At 53.1% G+C, this 16,189-nt stretch carries 19 protein-coding genes; 6 read left to right on the top strand and 13 right to left on the bottom strand.

Going from position 1 to position 16,189, the window contains the following annotated elements:
* Positions 1-10: 10 nt before the first annotated feature.
* Genes B5F54_RS13610 through B5F54_RS13600 form a run of 3 tightly spaced genes read right to left on the bottom strand, consistent with a single transcriptional unit; the run spans position 11 to position 4,272 of the window.
* Positions 11-2,296 carry a transglutaminase family protein gene (locus B5F54_RS13610; RefSeq protein WP_087234803.1) on the bottom strand — a complete coding sequence of 762 codons (2,286 nt, stop codon included), beginning with the start codon at positions 2,294-2,296 and terminating at the stop codon, positions 11-13.
* A complete protein-coding gene (locus B5F54_RS13605) occupies positions 2,293-3,333 on the bottom strand; it encodes a DUF58 domain-containing protein (RefSeq protein ID WP_087234802.1) in 1,041 nt (346 codons plus the stop codon). Before B5F54_RS13605 ends, B5F54_RS13610 begins: the two co-directional genes overlap by 4 nt.
* Before the next feature lie 9 nt (positions 3,334-3,342).
* A complete protein-coding gene (locus tag B5F54_RS13600) occupies positions 3,343-4,272 on the bottom strand; it encodes an AAA family ATPase (protein WP_087234801.1) in 930 nt (309 codons plus the stop codon).
* Between the two features lie 189 nt (positions 4,273-4,461).
* Between B5F54_RS13600 and B5F54_RS13595 the strand changes: the two genes are divergently transcribed.
* On the top strand, positions 4,462-5,193 hold the full coding sequence (locus tag B5F54_RS13595) for an NAD-dependent protein deacylase (RefSeq protein WP_087234800.1): 732 nt from the start codon (positions 4,462-4,464) through the stop codon (positions 5,191-5,193).
* A gap of 69 nt (positions 5,194-5,262) precedes the next feature.
* On the opposite strand, the gene B5F54_RS13590 is transcribed toward B5F54_RS13595, so the two are convergent.
* The 3 genes from B5F54_RS13590 to B5F54_RS18310 form a co-directional block, all read right to left on the bottom strand.
* Positions 5,263-5,595 carry a DUF1540 domain-containing protein gene (locus B5F54_RS13590; RefSeq protein WP_087234799.1) on the bottom strand — a complete coding sequence of 111 codons (333 nt, stop codon included), beginning with the start codon at positions 5,593-5,595 and terminating at the stop codon, positions 5,263-5,265.
* A gap of 107 nt (positions 5,596-5,702) precedes the next feature.
* Positions 5,703-6,908: a bifunctional phosphopantothenoylcysteine decarboxylase/phosphopantothenate--cysteine ligase CoaBC gene (gene coaBC, locus B5F54_RS13585; RefSeq protein WP_087234798.1), complete on the bottom strand. Its 1,206-nt coding sequence runs from the start codon at positions 6,906-6,908 to the stop codon at positions 5,703-5,705.
* A gap of 24 nt (positions 6,909-6,932) precedes the next feature.
* Positions 6,933-7,466 carry a helix-hairpin-helix domain-containing protein gene (locus B5F54_RS18310; protein WP_330396785.1) on the bottom strand — a complete coding sequence of 178 codons (534 nt, stop codon included), beginning with the start codon at positions 7,464-7,466 and terminating at the stop codon, positions 6,933-6,935.
* 197 nt (positions 7,467-7,663) lie between these two features.
* Here B5F54_RS18310 and B5F54_RS13575 point away from each other — a divergent pair, with 197 nt between their 5' ends.
* Both B5F54_RS13575 and B5F54_RS13570 read left to right on the top strand, forming a co-directional pair.
* On the top strand, positions 7,664-8,308 hold the full coding sequence (locus tag B5F54_RS13575; protein WP_087234796.1) for an ECF transporter S component: 645 nt from the start codon (positions 7,664-7,666) through the stop codon (positions 8,306-8,308).
* A gap of 27 nt (positions 8,309-8,335) precedes the next feature.
* Positions 8,336-9,106 (top strand): type III pantothenate kinase, encoded by a 771-nt coding sequence (locus B5F54_RS13570; RefSeq protein WP_087234795.1) that lies wholly within the window; start codon positions 8,336-8,338, stop codon positions 9,104-9,106.
* 67 nt (positions 9,107-9,173) lie between these two features.
* On the opposite strand, the gene B5F54_RS13565 is transcribed toward B5F54_RS13570, so the two are convergent.
* From B5F54_RS13565 to cysK, 5 genes are all read right to left on the bottom strand, one after another.
* Complete coding sequence (locus B5F54_RS13565) at positions 9,174-10,061, bottom strand: MerR family transcriptional regulator (RefSeq protein WP_087234794.1); 888 nt, start codon at positions 10,059-10,061, stop codon at positions 9,174-9,176.
* Between the two features lie 72 nt (positions 10,062-10,133).
* Positions 10,134-10,649 carry a GrpB family protein gene (locus B5F54_RS13560; protein ID WP_087234793.1) on the bottom strand — a complete coding sequence of 172 codons (516 nt, stop codon included), beginning with the start codon at positions 10,647-10,649 and terminating at the stop codon, positions 10,134-10,136.
* A gap of 18 nt (positions 10,650-10,667) precedes the next feature.
* Positions 10,668-12,071, bottom strand: a complete 1,404-nt coding sequence (locus B5F54_RS13555; protein WP_087234792.1) for an MATE family efflux transporter — start codon at positions 12,069-12,071, stop codon at positions 10,668-10,670.
* A 115-nt stretch (positions 12,072-12,186) separates the two neighbouring features.
* Positions 12,187-12,816 (bottom strand): cytidylate kinase-like family protein, encoded by a 630-nt coding sequence (locus B5F54_RS13550; protein WP_087234791.1) that lies wholly within the window; start codon positions 12,814-12,816, stop codon positions 12,187-12,189.
* Between the two features lie 178 nt (positions 12,817-12,994).
* Complete coding sequence (gene cysK, locus B5F54_RS13545) at positions 12,995-13,927, bottom strand: cysteine synthase A (RefSeq protein WP_087234790.1); 933 nt, start codon at positions 13,925-13,927, stop codon at positions 12,995-12,997.
* A gap of 195 nt (positions 13,928-14,122) precedes the next feature.
* On the opposite strand from cysK, the gene B5F54_RS13540 reads away from it, so the two are divergent.
* Together B5F54_RS13540 and B5F54_RS13535 are read left to right on the top strand one after the other, a co-directional pair.
* The gene (locus B5F54_RS13540; protein ID WP_087234789.1) at positions 14,123-14,563 is read left to right on the top strand and encodes an RrF2 family transcriptional regulator; all 441 of its coding nucleotides are present in this window, start codon (positions 14,123-14,125) and stop codon (positions 14,561-14,563) included.
* A complete protein-coding gene (locus tag B5F54_RS13535) occupies positions 14,560-14,991 on the top strand; it encodes an RrF2 family transcriptional regulator (protein WP_087234788.1) in 432 nt (143 codons plus the stop codon). The genes B5F54_RS13540 and B5F54_RS13535 overlap by 4 nt, the downstream gene beginning before the upstream one ends.
* Positions 14,992-15,062: 71 nt before the next feature.
* Here the strand turns inward: B5F54_RS13535 and B5F54_RS13530 are convergent, their stop codons facing one another.
* Together B5F54_RS13530 and B5F54_RS13525 are read right to left on the bottom strand one after the other, a co-directional pair.
* On the bottom strand, positions 15,063-15,254 hold the full coding sequence (locus B5F54_RS13530) for a hypothetical protein (RefSeq protein ID WP_087234787.1): 192 nt from the start codon (positions 15,252-15,254) through the stop codon (positions 15,063-15,065).
* Between the two features lie 46 nt (positions 15,255-15,300).
* Positions 15,301-15,495, bottom strand: coding sequence for a hypothetical protein (locus tag B5F54_RS13525; RefSeq protein ID WP_087234786.1), 195 nt, complete (start codon positions 15,493-15,495; stop codon positions 15,301-15,303).
* A gap of 141 nt (positions 15,496-15,636) precedes the next feature.
* Here B5F54_RS13525 and B5F54_RS13520 point away from each other — a divergent pair, with 141 nt between their 5' ends.
* Positions 15,637-16,170: a ferritin-like domain-containing protein gene (locus B5F54_RS13520; RefSeq protein WP_172749746.1), complete on the top strand. Its 534-nt coding sequence runs from the start codon at positions 15,637-15,639 to the stop codon at positions 16,168-16,170.
* The last annotated feature ends 19 nt before the right edge of the window (positions 16,171-16,189 follow it).

Genomic DNA, 16,189 nt, shown 5'->3' with positions numbered 1-16,189 from the left:
AGGGATTGGTTTACAGCAAGCATTTCCCATATTTAAAGAACAGCTTGCGAACCGCAGGTAAAGTCCGGTATGTTTCATGCGCCGCCCGGTCTGCATCGGAGAGCAGCGCATTCATTTCCTCCTCTGTGAGTGTATGCTGGCTGAATTTGGCCTTGAGGGCCAGCTCCTCTGAATAGGGATCGATCGACGCCCCAAATGACGTTAAGTCGGTCAAATACTTGTAAATAGCGATTGCGGATTGGTTGACATTTGCTGAATGGAACCGCTTTTTGCGGCGTTTGATCAGGAAAATACGCCGCAGGACAACCAGCAGAACAGCACCGCCTGCCACCCCAATCCCAGCCAACACGTGCTGCAAGGTGCGGAAATCGAACGGGATTGCACCGGTGGTTTCATCGCTTCCAAGGGCAGAGGAATCCTCAAGCGCGCTGGAAGATTCGGGCGAACTGGATTCCGGTTCGCTGCTGGATTCCGCCTCGCTTTCTGGAGTGCTGGAGTCCTCCGAGAGGGCGTCCTGTGCTTGCTGATTCAACTCTCCGGTCGAGAGGCGTACGCCGGGCGTAACCTCTAGCGGTTGCCAGCCTAGGCCAGGGGTATAGACCTCTGCCCAGGCATGTGCATGCTGGTCCGGGATGTCGGCCCATCCCTCCTCGTCGTAATCCATTGCCGTTACCGCATATCCCTCTGCATAGCGGGCGGGAATCCCCTGCGACCGCAGGAGCGCAACGGCGGCGCTTGCGAAGTGGACGCAATAGCCCTTCTGGTTTTCAAAAAGAAAATAGTCTACAAAGTCGCGGCCCTCCGGCGTTGTGCCGGGGGAAAGGGTATATTCCCCGCTGGTGCGCACCAGGTTGGCGATCGCATAGATCACAGCTTCCTGTCCTGCGGTTTCTGCATCGGGAATCCCCACTTGTGTACAGTACCATTGCAATTTTTCACGCAGGTTCTGTGGAAGCTGCGTGTAGTAGGTATTGGCAAAGGAACGGTATGCCGCTTCCGCCGAATAGAACGGCTCGGAGATCAAATTGAGATTTACAGCCCGGGGAAAATGGGGAATGTCCCATGCCTGTAGGGTGTAGTCCGAGATGCCAAAGGGTGAGGTGACACGGATGTAGGCGTCGTGTACAAAGGCTGTGCCAGAAAGCTCCTCCGGGCGGGAGGCCAACCCATAGGGAGCATAGATGCAATTCCGGTTAGCAGCGACATTTTCAACTTGGATCTCCATCAGCAGCGACTGTTCTTCTGGAAGCGAATAAAACGAAAGCAGCTGTCCCGCCATGTTTTGTGGATTAAAATACAGCGAATTCTCCAACTCGGCGTAGGTGGAGTCGGGAAGGGATTCCCAGCTAACACCGGTATAAACGCTTCCGGAAAAAGCGTGCAGATACAGCGGCGTTTTGCTTGGGTTGTGTACGCGCAGTACCGTCTGCCCTGTATATTGACGGTTGCCCGCAGAATCTAAACTGACGCGCCCCAGCGCTCCATTTTGTTGGGAAAACAAGGAAGAGCGGTAAATGCCGCCTTCCAGTTCTTGACGGAGCGACTCGATGGAAGCTGGGCGCGTATAGGTATCCTGTGGCATCAGGATGCTCATAGCAATCAGGCAAAGGGCGACGGCGGGCAACACGAGCAAAGCAACGCGGCCCGCGGCGGCCGTTCGCCCAAATGAGCTGTTTGCGCAAAGGCGGCTGAGCAAAAGGGTGGCCCAGAAGCCAAGCAGCATCAATACGGAGGGCCAAGCGGGTGTAATGGTAAAGCCGAGGGGAACAAGTAAAAAAGGCGCTGTCCCCAGCAGGGCAAGCCAAAAACTGTGCCGCCGGACCGCCCAGCATACGTAACACGCTAAGAAAAATAGCACAAATGCCAGGAATACCGAGCAGGCATTTGTATACTCTCCTACGGGCAGGTTTACACGGAACTGCGGCAGATCAAAGCGGGAGTTGTCGCTGATTGTAGAGAGAACTTGATTGGTGGAGATCACAAACCCCTGCAAAAAGTATGTGCGCAGCAGGTAGGCGGTTACGCAGTAGGCGGCAGATAAGATCAATAGGATGGGCATCCGCCACCGTTTTAAAGAAAAGATTGCGAGAAACAGGAAGGCAAACAGGGCGATACAGATGGACAAAAAGATCGGTTTCACCGGTATGGAAAAAGCGGACACCGTACATTGCGCCACTCCAAACAGGCCAAGCAACACCAGGAGCGTATCCGCAAGTAGGGCAGAGAGATTCCCATGCATGGGCTCTTTCCAAGCTGGCTGGCTCAAGAGGATTCCTGCTTGATTTCCATCTTTCATAGCGTTTCCTCCCAGACCGTGCCGCTGACAAGCTCTTCAATGCGCTGCGGCGTGATATAAAAGAGATAGGGATATTCCTTTGTATCCCCCAGGCGGGCCCGGCATTCCGGTATTGGTAAGCCCTCCTTTGGGGCTGGGTGCGCCAACAATTGATTTAAAACTACATACAAATCATCCATACCGGACAGATGTATCTGGCGGAGCTGGACGGCGTCCGGGTCGTACCACTCTACATCATGTTCTAAACCGTTTTCCAGAAGAAACTGGCAGAGGGCAACCAACTTGTCCAAAACGAGATCCAACGCATAAATATCCCCGAATAGGTCCATTGTGACCAACGCAGAACTGCACACCGGCAGGCTAAATTCCTTTACCATGAGTTCGCCGGTGCGGGAAGAAAGCTTCCAGTGGATGCTGCGCAGGCGGTCCCCCTCCCGATAGGGCCGGACATCGAAGATTTCCGATGGATCGTCCCCGGGTTTCACCTTAGAAAAGGTGTCGCTCTCCGGGTCTGGCGCTGCGGACGGTTCCAATGGAAGCTCCAGGGGTTCGAGATCGGGAAGGATAAACAGCTCGTTTGGGCTGGACGTCTTATGCCGGCAGGTAAACAGCCCGAGGAAATCATAACAACGGATTTCCTCTAAAACAATGATCAGTTTGCCGCAATGCTGGGAGATCCCTTCCCGGTCTACCCGCTGTTTCCCATGGAGAGCTGGAAGAAACGCGGTTTCCGTGGTTTCGTCCCCGCTGAACGGATTGGAATACCGCAGCCGCAGCCGGGTGCGCGCCATGGGAAAGAAGGTCCGGTTCTCCACGACCAGCTGGATGGGGAACGGGTTGTTCCGCGGGACAGCGGCCAGGGGAAGCTCCACATGCGCACGGACCCCGCACATCCCCGGCAGGCTCAACAGCAGGGAAAGGAGCGGCAGCAGCAGGGCAAAGACCAGCACAAAAAAGGATAAATATCCATTAAAAAAAATGAAAAACAATACAGCGCCCACAAGGGCGATCAGGTAAACGATACGGCATCGCAACATAGGCCCACCTCATTTAACCGAGGGCGCATCGACGCGGTTGAGGATTTTTTCCAGAAGCGCGGCAGCCGTGACATCCCCCATTTTTGCCTGGGGGCTCAGGACAATCCGGTGGCCGATCACGTCGTGGAAAACGATCTGGACGTCGCGCGGGATTACGTAATCGCGCCCGCTCAGGTAAGCGGCTGCCTGCGCCATGCGGGTCAAGGCGATGGAACCGCGGGGGCTTGCTCCCAGGCGGATCATCGGGTCCTTCCGGGTGGCAGAGGTCAGGCGCGCAATGTAATCATAAAGGCTGTCAGCCAAATAGACATTTTCCACTTCATGCTGCATGGCAAGAATCCCCTGGGCGTCCACAACCTTCTGTACCTGCTCCAATGGGTCTCCACCCTGCTTGCGGCGCAAAATCTCCACCTCATCCTCCAGCTTGGGGTATCCCATGCGCAGGCAGACCATGAAGCGGTCCATCTGGGACTCCGGCAACAGCTGGGTCCCTGCAGAGCCGACCGGATTCTGTGTGGCGATGACAGTGTACGGTTTGGGCGTTTCGCGCGTCACACCGTCCACGGTGATGCGGCCCTCTTCCATCACTTCCAGCAGAGCGGCCTGCGTTTTGCTGGACGTGCGGTTGATTTCGTCCGCCAAAAAGAGGTTGCACAGCGCTGCGCCGGGTTTGTATTCCAACTGTCCAGTCGCCTTATTGTATACGGAAAAACCGGTCACATCGGTGGGCATGACGTCCGGGGTGAACTGCATCCGGCGATAGTCCAACGCCATCGCCTTGGAAAAGGCCAGGGCCAGGGTGGTTTTTCCAACGCCGGGGATGTCCTCCAACAGGATATGCCCTTGGGCAAGAATGACCATGAGCATCTTGCCAACGACAGCGTTTTTTCCAACGACCGCTTTTTTCACTTCCTCAATGATCTCTAAAGCTTTTTGCATTCCTCATTCTCCTATTTTCAAATTGAAAGATATTACAGAAATTTTTATAAAAATTAACTGTGTCTATTATAGAAAATCCAGTGGCTCTTTGCAATGGAAGGAGAGAAGAGTTCAAAAAACATTCAAAATTGCTTGCTCCATGACTTGCAGAGGCGTACAATAAGGTTAACAATAGAGGGAGGCGTTAATATGCAGGAACCCAAACAATTGCAGCAATTGCAGGAAATGGTGGACCGGAGCAGGCGGATTGTCTTTTTCGGCGGCGCAGGGGTTTCGACGGAGAGCGGGATTCCGGACTTCCGCAGTGTGGACGGCCTTTACAACCAGCGCTATAAATATCCGCCGGAGGTCATGCTCAGTCACAGCTTTTATGTAGCGCACACGGAGGAGTTTTTCGATTTCTACCGGACAAAGATGCTTTACCTGGATGCGCAGCCCAATGCGGCCCATAAAAAGCTGGCGGAATTGGAGACAGCGGGAAAACTTACTGCGGTGGTCACGCAAAATATCGACGGCCTGCATCAAAAAGCCGGGAGTAAAAACGTGTTGGAACTGCACGGGTCGGTCCACCGCAATTTCTGCCAGCGCTGCCACAAGATGTACGACGCCGAATTCATGCTGCACAGCACAGGGATTCCCACCTGTACATGCGGCGGGAAGGTGAAGCCGGACGTAGTGCTCTATGAAGAAAGCCTGGATCAGCACACGCTGACAAAGGCATTGGACGCAATTGAACATGCGGATATGTTGATCATCGGCGGGACGTCGCTGGCCGTATATCCGGCCGCTAGCCTGGTCAACTATTATCGCGGCGACCGGTTGGTCCTCATCAATAAGTCCACAACCCCGATGGATCAGAATGCGAATTTGGCGATTCAAGGCAGCATCGGGGAAGTCCTTGGAGCGATTCAAGTTCGATAATAGCAGGGCAAAACAAGAAAAGAGCTGCGTAAAAACGGCATTTCCGCTTTTACGCAGCCAATTTTTTGCTTATCTCATTTTAAAGGTAGCGCATTCGGTCTGGCTCTTGCAATCGGCTTTTCCGCAGGAGCCGTCCGCCACATGGATGTTTTCTGCAATGCATTCGTTATTTTCATTATAGATGCAATTGCGCGCTTCACAGCGGACATGCAGGGACGGATTGGGGTTGGAACAGCCACAAGACGAGACGTTGCTTGCAGAACCGCTCTTTCCTGTAAAATCAGAACAGCAGGTCTGCTCGCATCCGCAAGCGCAGGCGCCTGCAACCTTGATATCCGGGCGGCAGCAGCAATCCTGGCTATTGTTCGCGCAGCTTGTGACGGTACATCTTAAATTCGTCATATCCACACTTCCAGTACAATAGAATCACACCCGAATTCTGCCGGGGCGATTGTCCAATCGGCCCGGCAGAAGAGGATGCAAATCTATTGTTCGCCGAATCTAAGAAATTATGCATGCGCTTGCGATTTTATTTCCAAAATTTGATCAAAAATGCGGGCAGCCGTCTCTTCCTTCGAGAGCTGGGGTAATTCCGTTTCGGAGTTTGCGGTGATGAGCGTTACAATATTGGTATCGGTTCCAAAGCCTGCGCCCGCCACCTTCAAATTGTTGGCGACCATCATGTCCACATGCTTTTTGGCAAGCTTTTTGCGCGAATTTTCCAGCATGTTTTGCGTCTCCATGGAAAAACCGCAGAGGAACTGTCCCGGATGGCGGTGTTCTCCCAGATATTGAAGAATGTCCGCAGTCCGTTCGAGGGGCAGGCTGCTATCGCTATCCTGCTTTTTCATTTTATCCTCGTATACGTACGAGGGACGGTAATCGGCCACCGCTGCCGCCTTTACGATGATGTCCTGTGCATCGCTGCGGGAGGTGACCGCCTCAAACATTTCCTGCGCCGTGGTCACAGGGACTACGTCTACAAAGGCAGGCGGCTTGAGCGGGGTCGGGCCTGTGACCAATGTAACGGCTGCACCGCGCCGGGCGGCGTTCTGCGCGAGCGCATATCCCATTTTCCCGGTGGAATGATTGGTAATATAGCGCACGGGGTCGATGGATTCCTGCGTGGGGCCTGCCGTGACCAGCACATGAAGGCCGGCCATATCCTTTTCGCAGGCCAGTTCCTGGTAGACGTATTCCAGAATGATTTCCGGGTCCGGGAATTTCCCTGCGCCCGTGTCCCCACAGGCGAGATAGCCGGTGCTCGGCTCGATGATCGTAAACCCATATTTGCGCAGGATGTCCAAGTTGTCCTGCGTGATGGGGTTTTCGTACATCCTGGTGTTCATGGCAGGGGAAACCAGCTTTTTGCACTGGCATGCCAACACGGTTGTGGTGAGCATATCGTCCGCCAGGCCATGCGCCATTTTCGCAATCACGTTGGCGGTTGCCGGTGCGATCAGGCAGAGATCTGCGGCCTTCGCGAGAGAGACGTGCTCCACCTGAAACTCAAAATTGCGGTCAAAGGTATCCACCAGGCATTTATTTCCGGTCAAGCTTTCAAAAGTGATGGGATTGATAAAGTTTGTGGCGTTCTGTGTCATCAAGACATGGACGATACAGCCCTGCTTATGAAGCGCGCTGGCCAAATAGGCGGCTTTATAGGCGGCGATTCCTCCAGTGACGCCCAACAGAATGGTCTTTCCCTGTAACATTTTTGTTCCCCCATTTCTTGCAATTCAATCTTTCCAGTTCCACCATTTTAATTTTTCGGGATCGTGCTCTTCCTGCCCGGCGAAATATACCGCTTCCCGGAACACATAGAGCTGGCAGCGGTCTTCGATGCGTCCCTTGCGCAAGCAGTCCTTCCGATAGAGCTCTTCGGGGTCCTGCCCTCTTAACGACTCCACAGTTGGATATCCCAAATCGATGAGATCCTGCGCAATATTCTTTCCAACGCCCGGGATCGTTTGCAGGTCGCTTTCGGCCCCGGCAAAACGCAGCGCACGAAAACGCGCGTTTACGGACTGCTGGAACTGTTCATCCGATTCATCGGGATCTTTCAGCGTCTTCCAGCGTTCACATGGGACCTGGGGGCATTCCCCGCAATGCTTCCAGCCGTTTTGAACCGTACAACAATGGTAGATAGGGCAGATGTCCCCGCCTGTGTAGGGCGCCCAATAGACCTTTCCTTTCAAGGAATGGCATCCGGCGCATTCCTTCCCAAGATGCGGGCAGCCTCCGCAGGATAAGCCGCAGACATTATACAGCACGATACTCCCTCCTTTGTATTTGAAATCTTGCTTTTTTATAGTATACCATGATTTTACACCAGCGTACAGCGGGAGGTGTTCTGCCCGCGCGCAACGTTGGAAATATATTGTTGATTTTTTAACGATCTTAGCGTATAATAAAGGCGAAAATTTGCGCTGCATCTTTTGGAAAAGAGCAGCAGCAGGAGGTAATAAAAGTGAATCGTCAAACCGCAAAGTACCGTGATTTTGTGCTGTTGGCCCTGTTTGCGGCCATCATCCTGTTGTTGGCCTTTACGCCGATTGGATATATCCAGCTTCCAATCATCAAGGCCACCATCGTCCATGTGCCGGTGATCCTCGGCGCGATTATACTCGGCCCCAAAAAGGGCGCTATTTTAGGCGTTCTGTTCGGGCTGACCAGCTTTATCAGCAACACCTTTATGCCCACGGCGCTCTCCTTTGCATTTTCGCCGGCGATCCCACTCCCAGGGACGCCGAACGGCAGCATTTGGAGCCTGTTCATCTGCTTTGTGCCGCGCATTTTGGTGGGGGTATTCGCGTACTATGTCTTTGCGCTGTGCCAAAAGCTGATGAAAAAAAGCACAAAGGGCGAGTTTTTGTCCCTTGCGCTTGGTGCACTGGTGGGGTCTTTTACAAACACCATTTTGGTTATGGGGAGCATCTTTGTCATTTTTAAAGATGCGTATGCGGCAATCAAGGGCATCCCCGCAGATGCCGTTATGGGGGCCATCCTTGCCGTTGTTGGCGCGAATGGCGTGCCGGAGGCAGTGGCTGCCATTGTGTTGACAGTGGCGATTGGCAAAGCCCTGTTGGGGTTGCAGAGAAAAGGGCGCGTATAAACGCAAGGTAGAAAGGATGATCGACCGATGATTCTTGCCATTGATGTGGGAAACAGCAACATTGTTTTGGGTGGCATTGACAATGAAAAAATCTATTTCACCGTGCGGCTTTCCACCGACCGCTTTAAGTCGAACGATGAATATGCGGTTTTAATCAAGAACTTGATTGAACTAAACGGATATGACCCGGCCGATATGGAGGGGAGCATCATTTCCACGGTGGTCCCCGCGCTGGCCACGACCCTGCGGCTTGCTTTGGAGAAGATCACAGGGAAACCCTGCATGGTGGTTGGCAGCGGCCTGAAGACGGGCCTGAATATCCTGATTGACAATCCGGCGCAGCTCGGCAGCGACCTGGTGGTTGACGCCGTGGCGGCCATTGCGGAGTATCCCAAGCCGATCGTGATCTTTGACCTAGGGACCGCAACGACCCTTTCGGTGGTGGATAAAAAAGGCAATTATTTGGGCGGTATGATTATGCCCGGCGTCGTTGTGGGCGTTGAAGCGATTTCCAACCGCGCGTCCCAGTTGCCACATATCGGCCTGGATGCGCCAAAGCGTTTGGTGGGGACCAATACCATCGACTGCATGAAGAGCGGCGCAATTTACGGGAACGCCGCCATGCTGGACGGCATCGTGGAGCGCGTGACAGAGGAACTGGGTGAAGCGCCCACTGTGGTTGCGACCGGCGGCCTTGCCCGCGTGATTGTGCCGCACTGCCGCAGGAAGATCATCTGCGACGATAACCTGATGTTGAAGGGCTTGTTGATCGTCTACAATAAGAACAAGCGGGGCTGATCCCGTTAGAAACAGAGGACTTCTTTCCTGGATTGGGAAAGAAGTCCTCTGTTTCTATATGCATCCTTTATTCTTCGATCGTGATGCGTCCGCGTTCGTCCATGTGGATTCCCTGTTCTTCACAGACGGTGCAGTTGAGCGCCTGGAGACGGTCCATGTATTCCGCGTAGGTGGCGCTGAGGATGCGCAGGTTTGGCAAAAAGACATCATAATATCCCGCTTCGGTCAGCCGCCTGCGGAGGGTTTGATGGGCGTGCAGGAATGGATTGAGCCGGGCGGTCCACTTCCTGCGCTTTCGTGCCTCCTGTAAAACGGTCTTTTTAAAGGCTTCCAGTTCCGCTTCGCTGGCATTCAAAAGCCGGTTGATCCCGGCGTTTGGATCAAAGGCCAACCGGTCGTAAGCTTCTCCCCATAGGCGGTCGGCGATACGAATGGCCAGAGGAATCTGAAGTTCCAACCCATCCAAAAAGGTGAGGATTGTTTGGTAGGCGTTTTGCTGTTCCTCGGTACGGATGGGTTCCTGCAAGTAGGGGAGAAAATGTTGAAATAAGACCCGTCCAAAGAACCCCGGAAAAGCGCTTTGCAGTTTTTGGCCAATGGGAGCGCTGTTCCATTCCTGGCGCAATTGCTCGATGGTATCGGAGGTATAATTCTGCGACAATTTTCCCAGCAATTCCACCTGGAATTGCTGGGCTTCCAACGCGCTCTGCTTCTGCGCCTGGATGGCTTTTAAAACAGCAGGCTTGTCGGAGGCCCGCAGCACGGTTTCAATTTCCTTGGCACTGAGACCCAGACTGCGCAGCAAGCCGATTTCTTTCAGCTTTTGGATGTCCGCGTCTTGAAAATCGCGGTATCCATTTTCATCCGTTGGGATGGCGATGAGCCCCTGTTCTTCATACCAGTTGATGGCCTTCTTGGTCAGGCCCGTTGCCTGACAAACTTCGTGGATACGCATAACGGTTCACCTCACGCGCTAAGTGTACCGCGTTCCCCAGGGGAACAGTCAAGCCTTTTGATCGATTTTTCTCTATTTTGTAAAGTACCATGCATAAGCGCGCTTTTCCAACGCTTTTACGAAGGCGTCCTTCCCGTCGCAGTACTGTTCGATGTCCTCCGGAAATTGTTGCGCCAGATGCTGCTTTAGATTGCCATAGAGCTGTGCCTCCTTTGGATGAACCCGCAGGTAATCCCGGACCGCCAAGTGGCGGTCGATGTTCCAATGGTCCTCTTCCGAAAAGGCGTGGATTTGGTGGGTGCGGTTTTCACCGCCTTTCCGGTAATAGCGGCGGCCGGGGATGCCGAATTCCCCCATGGCCTCATAGCCCAGTGCTTCCATCGCAGGGGCAAACGTATCGATTGCGTTCACATCCCGCACCACAGCCAGGATGTCGATGATGGGCTTTGCAGCCAGACCTTCCACGGAGGTGCTTCCAATGTGATGAACCGCAAGAAGCTCCGCACCGAAGGCTTTGCCGATTTTTTCTGCCTCCTGAGCAAACAGGAGCGGCCATTCCGGACGATAGGGAACCACACGGACATGCATAAAAACTCCCCCTTATCCTCAGTTGGCAAATGGCGACAGATGATCCGCCGGTTGTTCCTCCCGGTTGGTGGGGGCAACGATGGCTTTCTTCTTCCACCCGCCGTGAAGATAGGCGACCAACACGATCAGAATCCCGATGGCCCAGCTGATGGGGTAGGAGTAATAGATGAATTCCTTTCCCCAAGCGCCTGCGATCCAATAGGCGATGGGGACTCTTGCCAGCCACAGCGAAAGCAGGCTTGCCGCCATGGGAACAATCATGGAGCCGGCGCCGCGCAGTACGGCGCTTAAGATGAACAGGATCGCACACAGGAAATAGAAGGGCAACAGGGCATGTAAATAGTAGACGCCTGCTTCAATCACGCCGGGGCTTTGGCTGAACATGCGCATCAGCACATCGCTCAATGGGTAGACGACCACACTGATCGCCACGCTCGCTACAACGCACAGGATCAGACCGGCGCGGGTACCGCGGCGAACACGCTCCATGCGGGCCGCGCCGACATTTTGCCCGACGTAGGTGGTGACAGCGCTGGACATGCTCTGGATGGGGAGAAACACGAAGGTGTCGATCTTATTGGCACCGTTGAATCCGGCGGTAAAGGTAGAGCCATAGCTGTTCACGAGCGCCTGCATCGCCATAATACCGACTGCAAACAGCGCCTGCTGAATGCCGGAGGGAATTCCCAGCTGAATCGCTTTCTTAAATAGGGAGCGCTGAAACTGGATTTTAAAGAGCTGAATATGTAGGAAGGTATAGTGACGGTTGATAAAATACACGCCAAACAGCCATGAGGCGATCTGGGCGATGATAGTTGCGAACGCGACGCCAAAGACCCCCATCCCACAGAGTGTAAAGACCAGATCTAAAACGATGTTGATGCCAGCTGCAATTGAGAGGAACAATAGGGAGGTACGGCTGTCCCCAAGCCCCTGTAGGATGCCGGCGTTGATATTGAATCCGAGCGTGCCGATCATGCCGACAAAAATGACGACCATGTAGGTATCCGCCATATCCAACGTGCCGTCGTCCGGCACATTCATCAGGAGAAGAAGCGGCCTGCTACATAGGACGCCCACAATGGTGAGGGGGATAATGCCAATCATCATGGAGGTATAGATGGTGTTCACAGTGGCGCGGACTTGCTCAATGTCCCTTGCCCCGTAATATTGCGAGATCATGATGGTTGCGCCGGTGCTCAATCCCATGAATAAAGAACTCATCATAAAGGTGATGGGAAAACCGGTTCCCACTGCGGCCAGCGCCTTTTCTCCGATGAAGTTGCCCACAACGATGCTGTCGACCATGTTATAGAGCTGTTGAAAGACATTGCCTAGGAGCAAGGGGGCCGTAAACAGGAACAACAGACGGTAGGGGCTGCCGCTTGTCATATCCGTGGCATTAGAACGAAGCTTTTTCACAAACAATCCTTCCTTTTATTTTATAAGTTGGGCATAGAAAAGCCCTTTCGGAGATGCCGGTCAACGGCGCTCCAAAAGGGCTCGAAATGAATAGCGCAAGTATTGAAGAAGAAAATTATAAAAGTTTTTCCTTCATTTCGACCGCCTGACAGATCAAGTCAATGGAGTTCTCAATGCCAAAGGCAGAGGAGTCCACCAACAAATCATAGTTTTCTGGGTTTCCCCACTTTTGGTTGGAGTAGAAATTATAGTAGTTGGCGCGCTGTTTATCCTGCTTTACAAGCGTGTCAGCGGCTTTGGCCGGATCGACCCCATACTGTTTAATGATACGGTCCATGCGTGTAAAATGATTTGCATAGACATAAACATGCAGGCAATTCTTATTTTCACGTAAGACATAATCGGCACAGCGCCCCACAATAACGCAAGGCCCTTTTTCCGCCGCTTCCCGGATGACTTGGGACTGTGCAAGAAATACTTTATCATTGATGGGAAGGTTGTCTATGGGGGATACCTGGCTACCGAATGTATAGTTTCCCATCATCAGGGAATACAGGAGGCTATTGGTGGCCTTCTCATCCGCCTTCTCAAGAATTTCCGGACTCATCCCGCTCTGTTTTGCGGCCAGCGTAATCAAGTCCTTATTGTAAAAAGGAATGTCAAAATGCTTTGCAACCCTTTCTCCGATTTCCCTTCCGCCGCTGCCGTACTGCCGTGCAATGGTAATAATCGTGTGAATACGCATATGCTCGACCCCTCCTAATCAAAAACAGATTTCAGAGACCTTTAAAAATTTGCTAAAAATTTGTTTTTTTTGTGAATTTTCTTTATTTTACTGCTCTTCTATTTGTTTGTCAAACGATCTTTTCTGAAAAAATACGCCCGGATGAACAATCCGGAGCGCTTGTTAGTTCCAATGCCTGTTAATCCGCATCAAACACACCGGTGGAGAGGTAACGCTCTCCGGTATCCGGCAGAAGGACAACGATCTGTTTGCCCTTGTTTTCCGGGCGCTTTGCCAGTTGCGTTGCAGCAAAGACTGCCGCGCCTGCGGAAATCCCAACCAGGAGCCCTTCCGTGCGGGCCAGTTCCTTGGCGGTCGCGTAGGCGTCTTCATTTGTTACGGTGAGAACCTCATCCAGAATATCGGTGTTGAGAATATCCGGCACAAATCCGGCGCCGATACCCTGGATTTTATGCGGGCCGGCCTTTCCCTGGCTGATGACCGGGGAAGAAGCGGGTTCCACCCCGACGATCCGGATGCCGGGATTGTGGGCTTTCAATCCTTCGCCTGTGCCGGTGATTGTTCCGCCGGTCCCAATGCCCGCAACAAAGAGGTCGATTTTCCCATCGGTATCCTCCCAGATTTCCTGGGCGGTGGCCGCCCGATGTGCAGCGGGGTTTGCCGGGTTGGTAAACTGGCCGGGGATAAAGGAATTCGGGATTTCCTTGGCCAGCTCTTCCGCCTTTGCAATGGCCCCCTTCATGCCTGCCGCGCCTTCGGTGAGGACCAGCTCCGCGCCAAGGGCGGAGACCAGCCGGCGGCGTTCCAGGCTCATGGTCTCCGGCATGGTCAGGATCAGCCGGTAACCCCGTGAAGCGGCTACAAACGCAAGCCCAACGCCCGTGTTTCCGCTGGTGGGCTCGATGATCGTCGTATCCTGATTGACAAGGCCGCGTTCCTCGGCATCTTGGATCAGGGCAAAACCGACGCGGTCCTTGACGGAGGAAAGCGGGTTGAAGGATTCCACCTTCGCGATGAGCGTGGCCTCCAAAGCATGCTTCTTTTCATAGTTGGAGAGTTCCAACAGAGGGGTATGGCCGATCAGGTCGGTTAATTTTTTTGCGATTTTCATTTGCAGTCGCTCCATTCCATTCAGATTTGACAAAGAAATTTAAATTCCTATTAAAATAGTCAGGATTAATTTTTCCTTATTATATTCCATATATATGACAAAGTCAATAGGAAAAATCTGGTTTTTATTGCATTGAAATCGAAACCATAGTATAATGGTAAACAATAAAATGGCAGTAGAAAAAGGGGAAGCGCAATGAAACTTTCAACCAAGAGCCGTTATGCGCTTGAGGGCCTTTTTTATATGGCAATTGCAACCTTAGACCGGGCGGCGAGTATCAAAGAGATCGCAGCGGAAACGCAGATTTCCCCCGCCTATTTGGAACAGATCTTTTTTAAACTGAAACAGTTTGGGATTATCCGGACGGTGCGGGGCGCGCGCGGAGGCTTCCTGTTTGAGAAGCCGCTTTCGGAAATCACCGTCGGACAGATTATCCGGGCGGTGGAGGGAAGCCTTGTGCCGGTCAAATGCGTGGAGTCCCTCTCCGCATGTACCAGCAAGGTGCGGGGAACCTGCATCAGCCGCCAGGTATGGGTGGATCTCTCTGATGCGATTGCGCGGGTAGCAGACAGCCTGACACTGGAACAGCTGCGGAACGAATGGCTTGCGGAACAGAGAGGGGGGCAAGCCCTATGAAAATATCGACCCGGGGGCGTTACGGCCTGCGCGCAATGATCGATCTTGCCCTCCATGAAGATGAAGGGCGGGTGACGCTTGCGGGGATCGCCGCCAGGCAGGACCTGTCCCTCAATTATTTGGAGAGCATTTTTTCCGCGCTCAAGCGCGCTGGGTTTGTCATCGGGACGGCTGGTGCGCAAGGGGGATATTCCCTGGCACGCCCGGCGGATCAGATTTCGTTGCAGTCCATCTTGGAGGCTTTGGAGGGCGATCTATCCGTTTTTGAGGAGGCCGACATAGGGTCGCCCATCCGCGCCTTTCTCAAACAGCATGTGTGGGACGTCATCGACCGCGAAGTGGAGAATACCTTGTATGCCACCACACTGGCGGATATGGTGAAGCGCATCCAATTGCAGGAATCGTCTGCGGAGAGTTCCGCATTATAAACAAGAGACAAAAAAGCCGCCGCCAATGCTTCTAACATTGGCGGCGGCTTTTTGTAAAATGAGACGAATTTTTAGACGCGCCAACGGAGCGCTTCTTGAAATTTTGCGGCAAAACGGTGCTCCTGCGTCCGGCGCACTTCCCGCAGCTCTGGATTGGGCTGTGTTTCCAGGAGGGTATCGACCGTCCGGTCCACCTCCAAATACTGCATAGCCTCCGGGCATTGGATCATTGGCATCCCAAAGCCGAGCGGTGTTTCCAGCAATTCAATCACCCTCCCATAGCGTTTGCCGGGAAGGGGGAAATATGCGTCAGTCCTCTTCCATCATTGCTTCACGCCGCAGCGGGCAATGCTCCAACCGCCCGCATTCCTGCGCATATTTGCAGCTGCTGTTGGAAAATTTTCGACCGCGATGGGGGATCAGCGTGTATGTAGCGCGGATCGAATGCTCTGCTTGTAAATACGGGCAATAGCCCGAGATGATTTTGATGGTAGTTTGTTCCATAGTGAAATCCCTCTTTCTGGAAAGAATCATACGCTCCTCAAGAAAGAATGTCAATTCCCAAATGCCCAAAGAGGCCGCGGTACTAGCCGGGGCGTGCGACGCATATATATGGATGAATTCATTCGTAATGGAGGATTTCTCGTGGAAAAACGTGACAAGCACATAGAATCCGTGAAGGCATTTGTCTCTCCAGAACCATACCCGCCCATTGTGGTGGCTGGAAAAAACCGGTTATACGCTGGATTGATGCACATGAATATGTGTGCCGCACATAGTGAACTGACCGCACTGATGCAATATCTTTACCAAAGCTGGGTGATGAACGCAAACCATGCGGAGGCAGCCCAGGACTTACAGCGGATCGCCATGGTGGAGATGCATCACCTGAATATTTTTGCGCAGCTCGTCCAGCAGTTGGGCGGGGATCCGGTCTATGCTGTTTCGTTCCGGCGGCGCAGGCGGGTTTGGGATGGGACAATGGTTTCCCCATGCAAAAATTTTTTCCATATGATGCAGAACAACCTGCTTGCGGAGCAGGAGACAATCGACCGCTACCGGCGGCAAGCCGCAATGGTACAGGATGCCTCGCTCGCCGCGGTTTTGCTGCGCATCGTCGAGGATGAAAAGGTACATGTAAAGATTTTTCGGTCGTATTTGGACGTGTTGATTCAATAGGAAACATCCCGCGGAAGGT

Source organism: Anaeromassilibacillus sp. An250 (assembly GCF_002159845.1).
Lineage (GTDB): Bacteria > Bacillota > Clostridia > Oscillospirales > Acutalibacteraceae > Anaeromassilibacillus > Anaeromassilibacillus stercoravium.
Note: the sequence above shows the minus strand (reverse complement) of the source record. Positions and strands in the feature narration are given on the sequence as shown.